The 17,036-nt window shown below is 41.4% G+C and carries 11 protein-coding genes; 4 read left to right on the forward strand and 7 right to left on the reverse strand.

Annotated features, from left to right (window positions below; genetic code table 11):
* Positions 1 to 36: 36 nt before the first annotated feature.
* The gene (locus ACXAH9_RS16110; protein WP_474895880.1) at positions 37 to 1,638 is read left to right on the forward strand and encodes a mechanosensitive ion channel family protein; all 1,602 of its coding nucleotides are present in this window, start codon (positions 37 to 39) and stop codon (positions 1,636 to 1,638) included.
* 47 nt (positions 1,639 to 1,685) lie between these two features.
* Here ACXAH9_RS16110 and ACXAH9_RS16115 read toward each other — a convergent pair whose 3' ends face one another.
* Genes ACXAH9_RS16115 through ACXAH9_RS16125 form a run of 3 tightly spaced genes read right to left on the reverse strand, consistent with a single transcriptional unit; the run spans position 1,686 to position 8,985 of the window.
* Positions 1,686 to 5,414 carry an FG-GAP-like repeat-containing protein gene (locus tag ACXAH9_RS16115; RefSeq protein WP_474895881.1) on the reverse strand — a complete coding sequence of 1,243 codons (3,729 nt, stop codon included), beginning with the start codon at positions 5,412 to 5,414 and terminating at the stop codon, positions 1,686 to 1,688.
* 28 nt (positions 5,415 to 5,442) lie between these two features.
* Entirely contained in the window at positions 5,443 to 7,803 is a 2,361-nt protein-coding gene (locus ACXAH9_RS16120) for a tetratricopeptide repeat protein (RefSeq protein WP_474895882.1), read from the reverse strand.
* Positions 7,804 to 7,812: 9 nt separating this feature from the next.
* Positions 7,813 to 8,985, reverse strand: coding sequence for a TIGR03032 family protein (locus tag ACXAH9_RS16125; RefSeq protein WP_474895883.1), 1,173 nt, complete (start codon positions 8,983 to 8,985; stop codon positions 7,813 to 7,815).
* 86 nt (positions 8,986 to 9,071) lie between these two features.
* Between ACXAH9_RS16125 and ACXAH9_RS16130 the strand changes: the two genes are divergently transcribed.
* The gene (locus ACXAH9_RS16130; RefSeq protein WP_474895884.1) at positions 9,072 to 9,572 is read left to right on the forward strand and encodes a hypothetical protein; all 501 of its coding nucleotides are present in this window, start codon (positions 9,072 to 9,074) and stop codon (positions 9,570 to 9,572) included.
* Here ACXAH9_RS16130 and ACXAH9_RS16135 read toward each other — a convergent pair whose 3' ends face one another.
* Entirely contained in the window at positions 9,573 to 10,043 is a 471-nt protein-coding gene (locus tag ACXAH9_RS16135; protein WP_474895885.1) for a hypothetical protein, read from the reverse strand.
* Positions 10,044 to 10,251: 208 nt separating this feature from the next.
* Here ACXAH9_RS16135 and ACXAH9_RS16140 point away from each other — a divergent pair, with 208 nt between their 5' ends.
* Positions 10,252 to 11,391 carry a cystathionine gamma-synthase gene (locus ACXAH9_RS16140; protein ID WP_474895886.1) on the forward strand — a complete coding sequence of 380 codons (1,140 nt, stop codon included), beginning with the start codon at positions 10,252 to 10,254 and terminating at the stop codon, positions 11,389 to 11,391.
* A 192-nt stretch (positions 11,392 to 11,583) separates the two neighbouring features.
* Entirely contained in the window at positions 11,584 to 13,851 is a 2,268-nt protein-coding gene (locus ACXAH9_RS16145; protein WP_474895887.1) for a patatin-like phospholipase family protein, read from the forward strand.
* Here the strand turns inward: ACXAH9_RS16145 and ACXAH9_RS16150 are convergent.
* The 3 genes from ACXAH9_RS16150 to ald all read right to left on the reverse strand — a co-directional run bounded on the left by ACXAH9_RS16150 (position 13,829) and on the right by ald (position 16,829).
* Positions 13,829 to 14,539 (reverse strand): LytR/AlgR family response regulator transcription factor, encoded by a 711-nt coding sequence (locus ACXAH9_RS16150; RefSeq protein WP_474895888.1) that lies wholly within the window; start codon positions 14,537 to 14,539, stop codon positions 13,829 to 13,831. The genes ACXAH9_RS16145 and ACXAH9_RS16150 overlap by 23 nt on opposite strands.
* Positions 14,536 to 15,567 (reverse strand): sensor histidine kinase, encoded by a 1,032-nt coding sequence (locus ACXAH9_RS16155; protein ID WP_474895889.1) that lies wholly within the window; start codon positions 15,565 to 15,567, stop codon positions 14,536 to 14,538. The genes ACXAH9_RS16150 and ACXAH9_RS16155 overlap by 4 nt, the downstream gene beginning before the upstream one ends.
* Before the next feature lie 149 nt (positions 15,568 to 15,716).
* A complete protein-coding gene (gene ald / locus ACXAH9_RS16160; RefSeq protein WP_474895890.1) occupies positions 15,717 to 16,829 on the reverse strand; it encodes an alanine dehydrogenase in 1,113 nt (370 codons plus the stop codon).
* Positions 16,830 to 17,036: the final 207 nt, after the last annotated feature.

A 17,036-nucleotide genomic window follows, 5' to 3' on the forward strand; every position in this document is an offset into this window, starting at 1 on the left:
CGTCACTAATTACTTTTGCATCAAACAACCTGACATATGAGAATTGTTCTTTCAACCATCATTTTATTTTCATTTTTATTCACCAAGGCACAGGAAGATACCTATGTGAATTTGAGCAGCCCGCATGGTTCCGTAAAGACCTTCCTGGATAATTTACAACCAGAACACAGGAACGACTCATTGGCAGCCCTGCCTTTCAAAACAGCAGATCGTTCTTTCGAAGTGGCAAAAAAATCTGCAGTAAAATTCAAACGCGTGCTGGATGGCAGAGGCATCTTCATTTACCTGGATGAAATTCCCAAGAATTCAGCTTATCAGGACTCTGTAAGCCATAAAAACAAATACGTATTATTGGATGGGTATCCGAATATTTTTCTGCTCAGAGCAGGTGATAACAAGTGGTATTTCTCAGACTCCAGTATTGACAAGATCGAAGAGATGTATCAGGAAACATTTCGATTTGGAACGGGTGAGTTGCTGAATCTCTTGCCTAAGCTGGGGACAAAAAAGACTTTTGGCTTATACACGTATCAGTATGTGACCATTTTCATACTGGCACTGATTAGTGCATTGGTGTATAAAATATTTGCCTTCTTCACAGAACGCATATTCAGCCGAATAGTAAGGCGGTTAAACTACCAGGGCGAGGCTACTGAAAAATACCTATGGCAAATAGCCAGGCCCACTAGCGTATTCATTATTGTGTTGCTATTACTTCTGGTCACACCTGCACTGCAGCTTCCGATCACCTACTCAAAGTATGTGAATCTGATCCTGCGGGTAATGGTACCACTGTTTGGTACCGTCATCGTGTACAGACTGGTGTCCATTGCAAGTGTGTTCCTGGCACGAATGGCACAAAAAACCGAAAGCACACTGGATGATCAGCTGGTACCGCTCCTGAGAAAGACCCTTAAAACATTCGTCATCATTATTGGTACGCTACTCATCCTTGATAACCTGGACGTACCTATTCTGCCGTTATTAACCGGATTGTCCATTGGAGGTTTGGCATTTGCTTTAGCTGCTCAGGATACCATCAAGAACTTCTTTGGCTCAGTCATGATTTTTGTGGACAAGCCATTTCAGGTAGGTGACTGGATTACTTCCAATGATGTGGATGGAACGGTGGAAGAAGTAGGATTCAGGTCTTCTCGTATCAGAACCTTTAGAAATTCCGTAATCTATGTGCCAAACAGTAAGTTGGCTGATAACACCATCGATAACCACGGACTAAGGAAATACCGACGTTTCTTCACACACATCTCCATCACCTATGATACTCCACCGGAAATGATCGATGTGTTTGTGAAAGGGCTTAGGCAAATTGTGGACAACCACCCAAAGACATGGAAAGACAATTACCATGTGTATTTTAATGAGATGTCAAGTAGCTCACTGAATATCATGTTCTACATTTTCTTTAATGTACCTACCTGGGGAGAAGAGTTGCAATGTAGGCATGAAATACTGATGAGCATTATGAAGCTTGGGAATGAGCTTGGGGTCAACTTTGCATTCCCTACTCAGACTTTGCACATCGAGAATCTACCGGGACAGCCTTCCCTCTCGCCAGCTTACCTTTCTGAAAAGGAAGCAGAGACGAAGTTACAGACGTTTTTCAAAAAGAGTCAATAAAAAAGGCGCTCTATTGAGCGCCTTTTTAATCTATTTCCTAAGCTGGATTAGTCTTGTTTGATCCAACGTTGAGAGTAAACCTGTTCTCCCACCTGCACTTCGATGATATAAATTCCTGCCTCCGCACTGGTCATATCCAGTTTTCTGGACCAGCCATACGATGACTTTTCTGAATCAATTTGGTGTATCATCTTACCGTTAAGATCAGAAACCGTGACTGATAAATTTCCTCGGGAAGTATTATCCATTCTGATATGAATTTGGTTTTGACCAGGGTTTGGGTAAATGCCCAGCGCATTAGACGACTCATCGTCAAGACCGAGTACATCATTCACCGAAATCGTGAAAGCCTGAGTAATTGACTCACCGTACGAATCAGTCGCCATTACATTGATATTCAGTGCTTGCTGACTATCGAATGAAAGGTTTTGAACCAGCACCAGCTCATTTTCCTGAATTGTAAATTTATTATTGTCAGCATCATTTGACCCATCTCCAAAAACCAGGGCAAAATCATGCGTATCCCCTGCATCCACATCTGTAGCACTGAAAGATGCCACCGAAGTACCTGGAACAGCGCTCTCATCTACACTAGTAGCAGAAATGCTAATGCCAGTAGGTGCGGTATTCACATAATTAACCGTAAGTGTGAATGATTCCGTGACTGATTTACCAAAATTATCAATGGCTTTCACATGAATATTCAATTCCGCATCATCCTCAAATTCTACATTCTTAATCACGATGAGCTGATCACCATCAATAACGAACTTATTATTATCGGCATCATTCGTGCCGTCACCGGCTGTCAGGAATATGGTATGCGTATCTTCCAGGTTAGGATCTATGACTGATAAGGTACCAATGGATTCTCCAATAGGTGCTCCTTCATCAAATGAACTAATGGATAAATCTATACCGGTTGGTGCAGCGTTTGTATTCAGGAAAACCCGGATATATTCACCATCATCCTCTCCCATCTCAATCACACAACATCCAAAAGCAGGCTCAGTATTACTGATTAAAAGATCTAAATCATCGTCACTATCCACGTCCATCAACTCTATATCCAGACCTCCAACGTCGTTGATGGATTGTTTCTCATCAAACGAGCCTGTCCCATCATTCGTGAATGTCATGACCCCATAGGTATATTCAAAGGTCTCTGTATCGTACGATGATTTAAAGGTTGCCACTAAATCCGGAGAACCATCTCCGTCAAAGTCTCCAACGGCTAACTCTCCATCCACTCCTACACTCTCTCCTCCAATAGCTAACGTTTGCACAACGGTGAAAGTGGCGCTACCGTCATTGTCTAGTATATCAATTACTACTCCACTACCATTTGAGTTTCGCAGCAGTGCAATGTCATCATCTCCATCCCCATCAAAATCTGCACTTACAGGCTTATTAAGACCGTAATCATTATCCGTGATGGCTGCAGTTACCGAGGCAACCAGACCAAACTCTCCTCCATAGTATATATAATCATCTGTTCCAGGATTAACAATCAAAACGTCATCCAAACCATCCCCGTCAAAATCTCCTACCGCCATCCTTGCAGACGGTCCGATTAAAATATGATCCATTTCATCAAGAGGCGTTTCTCCATTGCCAATATACCTTTCATAGACAGTTAAATAGCTTCCATCACCATCACTGAGTACAGCTAAATCATCTGCTCCATCTCCATCAAAATCGCCAATTTCAAATTGTGATACGGATCCTACATAACCATTGTAGTTACTACCCTGGCTTTGGCCATATTCATTGAAATAAAAGACATCTAAACTTCCATCAAACTCTCCTCCGATCAGCTCTTTCTGTCCGTCATTATCCACGTCAAAAAAAATGGCTTCCTCAACTGCGTATTTTCCTCCCCCTGCATTTTGGGGAGCAAAGAAACCTTGTGTCTGACTGTAAAGTGAATTTTGGAAAGCAGCATTTAATCTCTCTCCACCACCTCCTCCTGATCCTGAGTTAGATGATTTAAATAGATCATCATCTCCGTCCACATCAAAATCACCTGCTACAAATGCTACAGGTGTGGCTGTTCCGAACATAGGCAAACCGTCTACAGCAAAAGTTCCATGACCATCTTCCGTCTGGTTGCTGAGTTTGAGGTTGGCTTCAGACACACTTGATTTCACACCATCATTCAGGACAACTTCAAAATTGAAATCACGCTGATCTGTCTCCCAGTCAAACACCTGCGCTGTTGTGATTGCACCTGTACCTGTATCTAAATTGAAGGCAGCTGCATCATCCCCTTGTATTCCTTCGATGGTAATTGGGTCTCCTTGCCGATCAAAAAGCGACAAATAACCCACCAGCGTACCAGCAGGATCATTTTCATTCAGGATAACATCTCCGGCAAAACCATTAACATAAGGAGCTGCACGATCATAGACAAGCGAAAGCCAGGCTGACCCATAATTGGCCACAAAATCATCCGCACCATCTCCATCTAAATCCCCGATAGCCACATCATATGTGCTACTGAAGAAGCTACCTACCACCCCATCTGACAAACTTCTTCCATCAAAGTTGGTACCGTTGAGGCTGGCCAGGTATGCACCTGCAGACCCAAGCCCCAGCAATAGGTCATCATCCCCATCTAAATCGAAATCTGCCACGCCCACAGCTTCTACTGAAAATGACGAAGATTGCGGGATCACTGAAAAGGTTGTAGCAGTAAACGTCCCTGTAGATCCTTCTACATCCTGATTTAAATATCCGTGGAGGTAGGAGTAGTTGCTATGATGAAAGAACACATCATTATCTCCATCTCCATCAGCATCTAGAATGGTTATATCCTCCAGGTCAGGGACATATAAATTAGTAGTTAATTGATCTTGAAAGCCCGTAGTGAAATCAGGATTCAATCCTGTCCCAGCAACATTTTCAGTGGCAAAAACGGTTCGTGCACCATCCCCCACATATGAGTTACTCACCAGATCCATATCGCCATCACCATCCAGATCGGTAAATTCAAAGTCGGTCACTCCACTGCCCGGCACAGCTAATGACCCTTTTGTGAAATTACCCGCACCATCATTTTCAAAAACAGTTAAACTGCTACCATTGATCCCAACCACCAGGTCAAGATCATTGTCCGAGTCAAAATCAACTAAATCAATATCATCATTAATGGCTGCTTCTGCTCCAAACGAACCATAATAGGTAGGAGTATATTCATCATCACTCAATTGAAAATTACCATTGCCATCATTCAATGCCAGATAAAAAGTATTCCCATTACGGAATATCACGTCATTGTCCAGGTCTCCATCTACATCCCCTACTACGAATTCATCGCGCATGTTGGCCAGTGCAGTTACATCTTGTCGGGTCCAACTGGCTTCACCACCTTCTTCAATTCGGTTAATTAGCTTCGCCGGCCCACCAGGTACTGAGACCAAAAGTTCCAGGTCACTATCTGAATCCAGGTCTACCAATGCCATATGCTGGGGAGTTTCTCCTCCGGTATAAGCATAGTTTTCATTTCTAAGGTAGACATTTGGATCCTGGGCATTGCCAATTGCCGGTATAGCAGCCAAAGCCGTAACTGAACCGGCCACTGCGGCACCTCTCATAGAGAACCCGAATTTTTCCAGCCTGGATTTATATTTATCTACCCGGGAAACCAGTTGATTCTTTTTCTTCCTTGGAAGTGAGTCGAACTGTCCGGATGAAATTTTCTTTTCAAGTCGGCGTTTAAATTTGAAATATTTCTCTTTGGCGGTGTTCAGAGAGTAAAAGTAGAAGCTGTTCATGACAGTGATGTGATTTATTATTTCCCAATCAATTCTTAATCAAAGAATTTAAATCAAGAGCGGATCCAACTTCAAAATCCCGCGGCGCAAGCCCTTTTTTTAATTTACGCAACGCTTTTTGATAGGCTTTTTCCAGGTATTTTACCTGAATTTCAGTATCGAAAAGTATTGCTTTATCTACGGCTTGCAGCCTTTCTTTCGTAGCTTCTAGTTCGGCGGCACTGGTAGCAAGTCGTATTGCCCATGTAATATACTCATTCTTGGTGAGACAAATAAGCTTTTCGAGCCCGGAATAGTACAATAGACTGGAGCCTAATCTACTATTATGCGTTTTTCCTTTTAGAGAGATCATTGGCACCCCGGCACGGATTGCTTCTATCCCAGTGGTATGAGCATTGTACAAATAGTTATCCAGAAATAAATCAGCATGACGATACCGCTCCCAGTGCTTTTTTATTGCCGCAGGCTCTGCGCATATAATTCTTTCAGGTTTAATTCCCATGCGAGCTGCTTTTTCTTTTATGGTTTCTTCGTAGTTGTTTACTCCTCCTGTATAAAGCCACATAACAGACTCTGGAACCCGATCAAGTATCTCCATCCAATCGTGAAAGGTTTTAGGATCGAGCTTTTTGGGGTGATTAAAATTGCAAAAAACAAATGCATCCTCAGGTAGGCCATGATCCGCTCGAGTAGTCTTTATCTTGGAATCAAAAGGGATTTCACTGTTGATTAATAAGGAACAAGGAAGCGTAATGACCTGCTCAGTGAAATTTTGCCTTAGCTCACTATCAAGCATATATTCATCAGAAAACACATAGTCAATGTAATCTGCACCTGTGGTTTCATGCGAGCCAATGAGCATCATTTGAATAGGTGCCGGTCTGAGTGCCAGCGCACTGAATTTCATACCTGTATTGTAGCCAGCTAGTGAAACCAACACATCTATGCCTGTGCGGTTTATAAAATCGGCAATTTCAATGCTGGACATTTGAGAGACATCATGATAGTAATCTACTGACCCTCTGATCTCCCTATTTACCCAGTCATCCGTGTGAATCAACGAGAAGGCATGGATTTCAAAATGCCTATTGTCGTGATAATCGAAGATTTGTCTCGAGAGCACACCGCCGGGATGCAGCCTAAGATCCGGAGAGAGATAGCCAATCTTAACCTTCCCTTCTGACAAGGTATGGTCATATTGCCTCTCTGCAAATTGCCGTGTAATGTCTGTCTTGATTTTCGCAGCATATTTTTCAGCTACTTTTTTATAAAGTGCCGGCTTTACCTTGGAGTAGCTTAGTGCATAAGGCACAACTTCAAAAGGTGGATGATCTTGTTCGATATACCAAAGAAGAATCTCATTCAATTCTTCCATATCATTTTCATAATTAGCCCATTCACCTACATGTTGCCTGGCAATGATTTGGTAAAGACGAATCCCTTTGTGGTACGTATCGTCTCCTTTTGCAAGCCCCTCATCAAATACCTCTAAAGCTCTTTTATAATCGTTTATTTCCCTGGCGTACAATTGACCAAGGTGATAATAAACAATGGTTAGTTGAGGAGAAATACTTTTTGCCTTCTTGTAATAGTCAATTGCCAGACTCCATTTTTTTGATAGCTCATACAATTTAGCCAGGTTACAGTAGGCCATACCCTCCTCTGGGTGCTTTTGAATAAGCCTTTTGTAATAGGATTCAGCAAGTGACCGTTCCTCGCGCTTTAGGTGAATATTTGCAAGATTATTAAGAGCCGATTTATGATCCGGTTTTATACTCAGACATTTTTCGTAGAGAGAGATTGCTTGATTAACATCACCCTCTTCAGCTGCACTTTTTGCATAGTAAAACCAAAACTTAGGATTTGAAATTTTTGTCGATGATCGCTCAACCGCATCAAACCAGTGAATAGCTTCCTCGTAAGCTCCATGCTTGTGAAGGGTTATTGCCAGGTTAATTTTCAGAAGTATTTCATCGCATTTTTCAACCCCTGACTTTAAAGTTTCTACAGCATTGGAAAGCTGATTTTTTTTCAAATATGCTTGAGCAATAACCAGGTAGGCTCCCATGCTTACAGGATTTGCCTGCTGTAATCCTTCGCATAGATCAATTGCCTCTTCCAGTGCCCCTAATTTTATCAGTGCCCTTCCTTTTTGTAGGAACAAGTCCGGATTTTTTGGATGCAGTGACAGGCCTTGATCATAAAGTTTTAGCGCCTCCTCATATTTCCTTTCCTGATAAAAAGATTGGCCTTTCATGAATAGGCTTTCCAGGTGACTAGGCTGAAGTTTTAGAATTTCATCATACAGCTTTCTAGCCTCTTTAAACTTACCCGATTTATGTAGATCAAGTGCTGTTTGATAGTAGGTATTGATGCTTACACGAGACATACCTCTTGATTACGAATCATTAGTGGTTGCAGAGCTGGTCAATACCTCTGTGTTAGCATACGGACCTGATGGTACATTATCTTTTGGGGGATCCTGCCAAAATATCCGTTTCGGAGTAATAATAGCTCTGGTATGTAAATCACCCATAGTATTCAAAATATTAGGACGTAACACACCGGGCAAAACATGCACATCATATAGTTCCTTCACAGCATTCTTATATTCCAATAATGCTTCAACCTGTTTCGTTCTCAGGTTCACAATTGCAACGCCGGCAATGGGATTCTTTGAGGCAATCGGCATCTTACCAAAGTCCTTGGAGTCTTCCCTTATTTTCGACAGGCCAATGAAAAGAAAGTTTTGATAAAAAGACATCCCCCTGGCGAACCCTGGCACGTCACAAATTCGCTCATTGGATTGGGAAGGGACGTGATATTTCCACAGCTCTCCAACTGCGGACTGAAGATAATAGACATCATCTCCTACCAGTCTTGGGCTGTGAGGCATGGCAAGCCCGCTAAGGAGGATTTCATTGGTTTCAACATCCATTAGAATGCCACCATTTAGTTTGTTATCTCTCCAGCCTCCAGGCTTATCTGATTTACCTAATGCAGTCACATACTTGGGGATTCCGTCTTTAAGTGTCATTCCGTTCAGGTGGCATCTATCACCTGGAGCTATTTCTGAAATGAAATGAGGTTTCCATTTTGGAAGAAAGCTAAAACGAGGATCCAATTGAGCTATACAAGAAAACTGTGTAATCACGGCCCACAACCCACCTTTTCCATAGGAAATGTCATGTGTATCTACTATTCCGGTATAGTGAGACGATCGAGGAAGATAGATCGCATCATATACATCTGGTTTATTCGGATATGACTTTGCAGCATTAACAGATCTGTGTGTCAAAACCACTTCATTCAAACAGGCAATGGCCAGATGCCTGTCATAGGAAGCAACCCCCATAGGCTTCCTGAAGTTTCTCGGAAGCTGAATCATCTGAGTCTCACTTTTAGGACTGAACATGACCACCTTACCCGTTTGGTAGGTGCTAAGCACCAGGCTGCTTTTTAGTGCATGCAGTATTTGCGCAAATGATTTGGTGTGTTGATAATTAAATGGATTCTCCTTTTCTAACTCCTGCGTGTGATCATCTAAGGGTGGAGTATTTGATTGATACATCTGATGGTGAATGTTAAAGGTTCTGAGTAAAGATATTTAATTGTAAGATTTAAATATCTTGGCAGGCTAAAAACAAGACTAGACGCATGAATCAGGAACTGAACATTGAATTTGTTTGGAATAACGCAAATGATGCCCTAAAAAAATCCGTTGTTGAATTTTGGTTGAATGAAAGTGCCATCACAAAAGAAGAAGATGCAGTAAAAAGAGCAGAGGAATTACTTGCTGTGTGCAAATCAAACGATCAGATCGTGGGTGTGGCTACAGGAGTTAAAACCATGTATCCGGCCTTGAGGAACAATTTCATTGTTTACAGATCTTACGTAACAGAAAAGCATCGACACGAGGGAGTAGCAAGCACCATTTATAATCTGGTATACGATAGTTTCAATAAAGACAAAAACTTTGAAAAGCACGACATCATTGGCCTGCTTTGTGCCTTCGAAAATGCTCATTTAAACCTAAACAAGCAAGCTGTTTGGACTAAAAACCGAAACCTGACTTTTGTGGGGTTCGATCAGAGAGGAGTTCAGCTCCGAGTATCGTACTTTGAAGGAGCTGAGATAAAACTTCCATCAATTAAATAATTAATGAGTGCTTGCAGCGGTAATATGATGCCCTTTTACCCAGTCAAACCGATGGAATTCGAGCAGCTCGGTTTCTGACTCATCGTTGAATATTTCTTCAATGACAATGAAATGACGATGATTATCTGCTGAATTATATCCAAGCAGAATGTACTCCCATTCATTGCCGTCCCATAAAAACTTAAGCATGTGAACGGAGATTATTTCCTCACCGTGGCTATAATCAGCGATGAGTTTTTGTCTTAAATCATCATCTGAAACAAAATGAGCTGTTTGCTCCCACACTTCATCATGGCCGATAAATGCATGAATAATGAGGTTGCCGTCTGTTTTCGTATGATCATGCTTGTGTTTGATCTTAAAATGATCAAAAGCATGTACCTGTGGAGCACTCACATAGTAACCTGAATAATATTGTGACGAGACACTTAATGTTGTCAAGAGAAGCAGTAGAGTGGCGAATGTTTTCATTGCTATTGATTTAAATAAAAGCTTTAATAGCCGTATTGTAAGTACAAGAATATCACTATTCTCAGACACTTTAGTCAGGAAATAGCCTACTGGTAGTATACCATCGATAAAATCAAGATTTCTACCAATAAATGGTATTTTGGCATATTACAGGTCAATTAACTCCATTCTTAAGGTCATTCACCTTAAAATCTCAATAAATTCGCATATGAAATTCGGTACAAAAGCACTGCATGCAGGGATAGATCCGGACCCTTCTACCGGGGCTATCATGACCCCCATATTCCAGACATCCACCTACGTTCAGGACGAACCTGGTGTACATAAGGGGTATGCATATGCAAGAACAAAAAACCCTACACGAAGTGTGCTTGAAAAGAATCTTGCTGCTCTGGAAAACGCCACATTTGGACGTTGCTTTAGTTCAGGCATGAGTGCGACTGAGACTGTTCTCAAAACTTTATCTCCAGAAGATGAAGTCATCTGCTCAGCAGACTTGTATGGTGGTACTTATCGCCTTTTCACCAAGGTATTTGCCAAATACGGCATCAAGTTTACGTTTGTAGACATGCTGGATGTCAGCAACATTAAGGATGCTATCACGGATAAAACCAAGCTGATATGGTCTGAAACGCCTACCAACCCAATGATGAATATCATGGATATCCGGGCGATTGCAGATATAGGAAGAAAGAATAACATTAAAGTCGCTGTTGACAACACTTTTGCTTCACCGTATTTACAAAACCCATTGGATTTAGGTGCAGACATTGTCATGCATTCGGTCACTAAGTATATCGCCGGTCATTCGGATGTGGTAATGGGCTTCCTGGGAACGAATAACCCACAGATCGATGAAGAATTTGGCTTCATTCAAAACTCTGGTGGAGCAATCCCAGGCCCTCAGGATTGCTTCCTGACTTTACGCGGTGTAAAGACTCTCCATGTTCGAATGCAGCGGCATTGTGAAAACGGTGAAAAAATTGCACGTTTCCTTAGAGATCACCCAAAAGTAGATAAAGTCTACTGGCCAGGATTTGAGGATCACCCCAATCATGAGGTTGCCAAAAAGCAAATGAGGGGTTTTGGAGGAATGATTTCATTTAGACAAAAACAAGATACCATTGGGCAGGCAAACAAGACCTTAAGCAGTTTTAAAATATTTAGCCTGGCTGAATCTTTAGGAGGAGTGGAATCGTTGGTTGGACATCCCGCTACTATGACTCATGCAAGTATTCCCAGAGAGCAGCGACTTGCTGTTGGCCTCACGGATTCTTTGATCAGACTAAGTGTGGGAATTGAAGATGCTGAGGATTTGATCGCCGATTTGAGGCAGGCAATCGGATAAATAATCGTAATGAAAACAAAAATCCCGACGGTAACGCCGGGATTTTTTATGCTTAGTCGAAAAGACCAGTTTTTCGGGATTAGTTGTGAAATACGATATGAAGATAGTAACTATATTCGATGAAATTGTTTCATTTCGACCAACCAAAGATTAGTTTCTACTTCTAAGCAAAATACTCGATAAACGTAAATAATGAACAAACTAAAAACAGCCATAAATCAGATCATTCATTCCCTGATGATGCAATTAACATTTCATCATTTTAAGAAAAATCTGGCGCTACTAGCGGTTTGGTTCATAATTATAGCATCATTTACAGGAGGGCTTGGCAGAGTTTATGGCATTCACTACCTATTTCTTGATCCGGAATACCTTGGAAAGGTTAGCTTCTGGAGCTTTTTTATCGTGGGTATTGCATTCGGAAACCTGATCATGGCATGGCATATAACCACTTATATTCTAGATGGTCACCGTTTTCGATTCATTGGAACACTTCAGCGTCCCTTTACCAAGTTTTCAATTAACAACAGTCTCATTCCTCTGCTGATTCTGGTCATCTATATCATTTTCCTTGTTCGCTTTCAAATGGAGAACGGACTTGCAGAAACAATGGACATTTTCCTGTATGTGGTGGGGCTCATCCTGGGGATTATTAGCATGCACCTACTCATGATTCTCTATTTCCGCTTTACCAATAAAGACATATTCATTTTTCTTGCGGGCACCCTGGATAAACGCTTGAAAAAAAGTGGATTGAGTCGTGACAGAGTAATGAAAAAGATCAGAGAGAATAAAGCAGATGAATATAACGTAACTAACTATCTGGATCTCAACCTTCAACCAAGATCAACTAAACATATTATCAATTTTGGTAGCAGAGAAGCCATTGTTAGGGTCTTTGATCAAAATCATTTCAACTCTGTGGTTGTGGAGTTATTCATTATTGGTGTCATCCTGTTGCTCGGATTTTTCATGAATATAGAGTTTCTTCAGATTCCTGCTGCTGCTAGTTCTCTTCTCATCTTTGCTATCGCTGTAATGCTTGTAGGAGCAATTAGCTATTGGTTTAAGGGATGGGGTCTGGCATTTGCACTTGGTATTTTTGTTTTGGTGAATACAGGTGTAAAAACCGGGTTTGGAAAAGGCGTAAACCAGGCAACAGGCCTCAAATACGATACAATTAAAACGGAATACACCATTGAAAACCTGAAAAAGGTTCATTCCAGAGAACAATATATTCATGACAAACTTCACATGCTTGAGACCCTGGAAAACTGGAAAGCAAAATGGAAGAATCCCAAGGAACAAAAGATGGTTTTCCTGTGTGTGAGTGGCGGTGGTCAGCGAGCCGCACTATGGACGGTGAATTCACTCTTTAAAGCGGACAGTGCTCTCAATGGCACACTCATGGATCAAACCTTTCTGATCACTGGAGCATCCGGCGGAGTTATTGGAGCCGCTTATTACCGGGAAGTTCAACGTCTAACCCCGAGGGTTGCTTTAAGTGATATGGGGCCAGAACTACTAACCCGTATCGGTAAAGACAATCTGAATCCAGTCATTTTCGGGCTACTCGTAAATGACCTGTTTTTCAAGATCAGAAAGCATAAATATGCCGGTAGAACCTACAGTGTCGATCGGGGATTTGTTTTTGAAAAAAACCTGGACAAAAATCTGGGGCGTATTTTGGATAAACAGATCAGTGACTATCAGGAACCGGAAGCAAAAGCAAAAACACCAACGCTGATCATGTCACCTACCATCGCTAATGATGGGCGTAAACTTTACATTTCGTCACAGCCAATCTCATACATGGGCGTATCATCCTCGGTTCTGGATGGTGATGAATCTAAAATCAGGGGCGTGGACTTTCAGACACTATTCAGACAAAACGAAGCGGAAAACCTGAGCTTCCTTACAGCGCTAAGGATGTCAGCGAGCTTCCCTTACATTACCCCTAATATTAGCCTACCTGCTGAACCTCGTGTAGAGATCATGGATGCTGGAATCTCAGATAATTTCGGAGTATCGGATGCAATCCGATTTGTCAATGTCTTTGAGGATTGGATAGCAGATAATACAGGGGGTGTGGTTTTTCTGGTAGTTCGGGACACGAAATCAAACGCGCCGATTGAGAAGCGGCCTAACCCTTCAGTTGTCGACCGGCTAACCTACCCTATTGCGAGTGTTTACAATAACCTCACCAATATGCAGGATATCAACAACGATTTCCGGCTGGAGCAAATGAAGCTGTGGTTTGAAGGGGATTTTGATGTGGTAGAAATAGCCTACGATTCTTTTGAAAAAGACAAAAAAGTATCAGAGGTGGAACGCGCCTCTTTAAGTTGGCACCTTACTACCAAAGAGAAGCAACACATCATCAATAACATCAATATTGAGAGCAATCAAAAAGCGATCAAAAAGCTTCAGGACCTTCTTAAAAGCTCATCAAATCCTTGAATCGTGAAGTTTGCCTCCTGCTCACCTCCACCTCTGTTCCATCTTTAAGATACAATCTGATCGTGCCACTGAACCATGGCTCAATCTTGTCAATCCACTTCATGTTTACGATCTGCTGACGATTGGCTCTGAAAAACACCTTGGGATCCAATCTACTTTCCATATACTGAAGCGTTTTAGGGATCATAGGTTTGTGCTCATCAAAGTAGATTCGTGTGTAATTATCCCATATCTCAAACAGACGAACATCCTTCAATGTTACAAACCAGCACTTCTCTCCGTCCTTAACAAACACCTGACTGTTCTCACTCAGCACATCTTTTGACTCTTCCTGCTTTTCAATGTTTTCACGAACACGTTGAAGTGCAAGGGTCAATCGATCGTCCGTAATTGGTTTTTTTAAGTAATCCAGGGCATTGTAGTCAAAGGCTTTGATGGCATATTCGCTGTATGCGGTCGTAAATACGATTTGCGGAACTTCATCCAGCATCTCCAACAATTCAAATCCGTCCTTATCAGGCATTTGAATGTCCAGAAAAACCAGATCAGGCTTCAATTCTTCGATCTTCTTCTTAGCCTCATCTGCGTTCTCAGCTTCGTCAATCACCTGAACATCCTTGTGGTTTTTTAAAAGAAACTGGAGCTCCTGACGAGCAAGTCGGGTGTCATCTACAATTATTGCCTTCATTTTTCAATTGGTAATTTTAATCTCGATCGAACCATATTTCCCTGTTCGAATAACTCCAGGTCGGGTTCGCTATCAAACAAAATTCTAATTCTTTCTGTCGCATTTCGTAATCCTATTCCACTTCCTAAGTTCTTCTTTAGCTTTCCAGTATTGCTCACTTCCAGCACAAGATCTTTCCCTTCTTTATCTACACTTATCAATATATCGCCACCATTTTTTATTTGGGAAATGCCATGTTTAATCGCGTTTTCGGCCATAAGCTGAATGAGCATCGGTGGAATTTTGCATCTGCTTAATTCCATGTTAGGAAGAATTTCATAATGCAACCTGTTCTCGTAGTGAATGCTTTCAAGCTCAAGGTACTTATTCACAATTTCCAACTCCTCCTCTACAGTCACCTTCTCATTGTCATTGAATTGAATGGAGTATCTCAGCAATTCTGACAAGTGGGAAACCATATCCCGTGCTTTCATGTGATCCTCCAATATGAGGGCCCGAATATTATTGAGCGCATTGAACAAAAAGTGAGGATTAATCTGGGCCTTTAATGCAATTAACTCAGCATCTTTCACGGCTGTCTGGAGCTGCCACTTGGCCACCTCTTCTTTTTTGTAGTTTCTAAAGAAATAGATGATAAGATAAACGGCTGTCCAAAGGCAGAAATAAACAAAGGTTTGAAAGGTGAAGAGTAAGAAAACCGTAGGACTAACTTTATCTACCGGAATCAAATCTGTAGTTAAAATAGTATATCCGGTGGTAATGCCATTAGCCAATAATGCCAGAATGATTAGCGTTGGTACTAACCGAACAATCAGTTGTTTAATTTTCAGCTTTAACCAACCATCCATTTTCATTTTGTAGCGAAGTACGTGCGTGCCAAAAAGCATCACGATCGCACTGAAAAACTGAGCTAAAATCACCCAAACGTCCACATTATCATAGAAAAGTAGCGCGATGATCACCCCGATCATTCCGTACATGAACCAACCGATGGTTTGAAGGAGCCAATATGATGTGTTTCTGGTCATCTCTCTGATTTAGAACACCACAAATAAAACGGACTAGATGTTCCTAATCGAAAGCTTTGAGGGGAATGGTCGTAAGCAACAGATGAATGGAAATAAAAAGACCCATCCATCAAATTGATGAATGGGCCCATTTGAAATCTTCAAATATCTTATAACAATTTATCCACAGGAGTATATGGCATATCGAATGCGTCCGCCACCCCTTTATAGACAATCTCTCCATTAATAACATTCAATCCAAGCTTCAACTCTTCGTTATCATTACATGCTTTTTTCCATCCTTTGTTTGCTAACTGAAGCGCATATGGCAAAGTAGCATTGGTTAAAGCTAATGTAGAAGTATACGGAACTGCCCCTGGCATATTAGCTACACAATAATGAACAACATCATCAATGATGAAAGTTGGATCCTGGTGTGTAGTAGGTTTACATGTTTCGATACAACCCCCCTGGTCTACTGCTACATCTACCAAAACGGTACCAGGCTGCATTTCCTTCAGCATATCTTTAGTTATCAAATGTGGTGCTTTCGCTCCCGGGATTAAAACTGCACCTATTATTAGATCATGCGTTGCGATCAGCTCCCTAATGTTGTATTCACTACTCATGAATGTGTTCACATTCGCAGGCATTACATCATCCAGGTATCTCAGACGTTGCAAATTCAAATCCAGAATGGTCACATCTGCTCCCATTCCTGCCGCCATTTTAGCTGCATTGGTACCAACAACACCTCCACCTAAGATCATCACTTTTGCCGGGCGAACTCCAGGAACACCACCTAGAAGAATTCCCCTACCCTGCAATGGTTTTTCCAAATACTTTGCGCCCTCCTGCACTGCCATTCTTCCGGCAACCTCAGACATTGGAACTAAAAGTGGAAGTGATCGATCAGCTTTTTCTACCGTTTCGTATGCCAGGCATACTGCTCCACTCTCAACCATTGCTTTCGTCAATGGCTCATAGGAAGCAAAGTGGAAATAGGTAAAAATCAGTTGATCTTTTTTGCACAGTTTATATTCAGGCTCGATGGGCTCCTTCACCTTCATGATCATCTCGGCTATTTCATAAACATCCTCGATTGTAGGTAAAATCTTAGCTCCGGCTTCAATGTACTGCTCGTCAGTAAATCCACTACCTATACCAGCAGTAGACTGAATATAAACTTCATGACCTCTTTTAGTAAATTCAACGACACCTGATGGGTCAACAGCCACCCTGTTTTCGTTATTTTTAATCTCCTTTGGAACGCCTATTATCATCGTAGTATTAATTATGGGATGGCAAATATAGGAACTGTATTTCAGAGGAAAACCAACATTATGAAATACGAAACAAGCAGAGATATAATTCTTATTTTATCAATATTAAATTATATAAAAATCCATTTAACAGAATTTTATTCTTATAAAAGCTCAACAAAATGTCCTGTCAATAGTTTTATATGGTAATTCAACTTTCATAAGTGC

It is taken from the genome of Ekhidna sp. ABH4_415 (genome assembly GCF_056161305.1).

Bases quoted from the DNA above. Each gene is read 5' to 3' on its own strand.
- ACXAH9_RS16110 (WP_474895880.1), top strand. From the start codon at position 37: ATGAGAATTGTTCTTTCAACCATCATTTTATTTTCATTTTTATTCACC.
- ACXAH9_RS16115 (WP_474895881.1), bottom strand. From the start codon at position 5,414: ATGAACAGCTTCTACTTTTACTCTCTGAACACCGCCAAAGAGAAATAT.
- ACXAH9_RS16120 (WP_474895882.1), bottom strand. From the start codon at position 7,803: ATGTCTCGTGTAAGCATCAATACCTACTATCAAACAGCACTTGATCTA.
- ACXAH9_RS16125 (WP_474895883.1), bottom strand. From the start codon at position 8,985: ATGTATCAATCAAATACTCCACCCTTAGATGATCACACGCAGGAGTTA.
- ACXAH9_RS16130 (WP_474895884.1), top strand. From the start codon at position 9,072: ATGAATCAGGAACTGAACATTGAATTTGTTTGGAATAACGCAAATGAT.
- ACXAH9_RS16135 (WP_474895885.1), bottom strand. From the start codon at position 10,043: ATGAAAACATTCGCCACTCTACTGCTTCTCTTGACAACATTAAGTGTC.
- ACXAH9_RS16140 (WP_474895886.1), top strand. From the start codon at position 10,252: ATGAAATTCGGTACAAAAGCACTGCATGCAGGGATAGATCCGGACCCT.
- ACXAH9_RS16145 (WP_474895887.1), top strand. From the start codon at position 11,584: ATGAACAAACTAAAAACAGCCATAAATCAGATCATTCATTCCCTGATG.
- ACXAH9_RS16150 (WP_474895888.1), bottom strand. From the start codon at position 14,539: ATGAAGGCAATAATTGTAGATGACACCCGACTTGCTCGTCAGGAGCTC.
- ACXAH9_RS16155 (WP_474895889.1), bottom strand. From the start codon at position 15,567: ATGACCAGAAACACATCATATTGGCTCCTTCAAACCATCGGTTGGTTC.
- ald (WP_474895890.1), bottom strand. From the start codon at position 16,829: ATGATAATAGGCGTTCCAAAGGAGATTAAAAATAACGAAAACAGGGTG.